The 1149-nt window shown below is 26.0% G+C and carries 2 protein-coding genes; both read left to right on the top strand.

Features of this window, described 5'->3' with window-relative positions:
• Positions 1-761 precede the first annotated feature (761 nt).
• On the top strand, positions 762-890 hold the full coding sequence (locus KMP12_RS07765; RefSeq protein WP_256442635.1) for a hypothetical protein: 129 nt from the start codon (positions 762-764) through the stop codon (positions 888-890).
• Positions 891-893: 3 nt separating this feature from the next.
• A complete protein-coding gene (locus KMP12_RS07400) occupies positions 894-1082 on the top strand; it encodes a hypothetical protein (protein ID WP_215757066.1) in 189 nt (62 codons plus the stop codon).
• Positions 1083-1149 lie beyond the last annotated feature (67 nt).

Raw genomic sequence — 1149 nt, 5'->3', positions numbered from 1 at the left:
GATATATTCAAACGCCCAGCCACTTCATCTTGCGACAAATTAAACTTAACCCTTAGCATCTTTAACGTTAATTTTTCCAAAATCTTCACCTCCCTATTTATAAAATTTACTTATTACTAATGCGTCAAAATCCAGTAAATAAAATAGACTAAAGCTATAATCTCAAGCGTTTTCCACACAATTTTTAAAATTAATTTTACCGTTTCCTTATCCATATTGACTATTTCTTGAAAAAGTGTTAAAATTTGCTTAGGTGGAGCTTTCGCCCCCACCTTTTAACCAAATATTATTTCAATTATAATTCTTATTATGACAGTTAGCTTTAAAAGCTTTGTTATAATTGAAAGTATTAGCTCAAGGTATTCATCAAATATCTTGAGTTTTTCTTTTTCATCTCACTTTTTCAAGCCTTTAACCCTCCTTTCTAGCTTGATAATAATATTATACAATATTATATTGTTCTTGTCAATACTTTTTTCTCTTTTTTAATACTTTTTCTCTTTTTCTATACACTTTATTTATGTAAAATATTAAAAAAATCACAAAAAAACACTTGACAAAATCTATCTTATGATATATAATATAAACATAAAGTTAATTAACAACTTTAAATAAAAAAGAAAGGAGAACAAAATGGCAAACAAAAAAAGCTTAAAAATAAAAGAAATAAAATTCACAATACACCTTTTATTTATTAAGCTAACAATAACTATAGTTGGGGATAAATAATCCCCCTATAGTTGCCATTATAACATAAAAAAATGAAAAAGTATAGATTATTTAACAAAAATATAACTATTGAACTTAAAAAAACTACTAGAAAAGAAAAAATAGAATTTATAGTAGCTATAATTATTACAGGACTAATAATATACTACTTAACGAGGTAAAAAATGAAAAAAGAAATAGAAGAATTACTAAATGGACAAATAACAGCCTATAAAATTTCAAAAGATACAGGAATACCTAACAACAACATATATGCCTTCATGTCTGGAAAAAGAAAAATAGACAACATGACGCTAGCCACAGCAGAAAAACTATACAACTACTACAAACAAACAAAAAAAGGGAGCAAATAAGCTCCCTTAAACTATCTAAAATGGCCAAATTCCATTTGGTTTTTATTATCCCTAAAAGTACCAGTCG

It is taken from the genome of Gemella sp. zg-1178 (assembly GCF_018790995.1).
GTDB lineage: Bacteria > Bacillota > Bacilli > Staphylococcales > Gemellaceae > Gemelliphila.
This window is presented reverse-complemented; position numbering and strand designations above follow the sequence as displayed.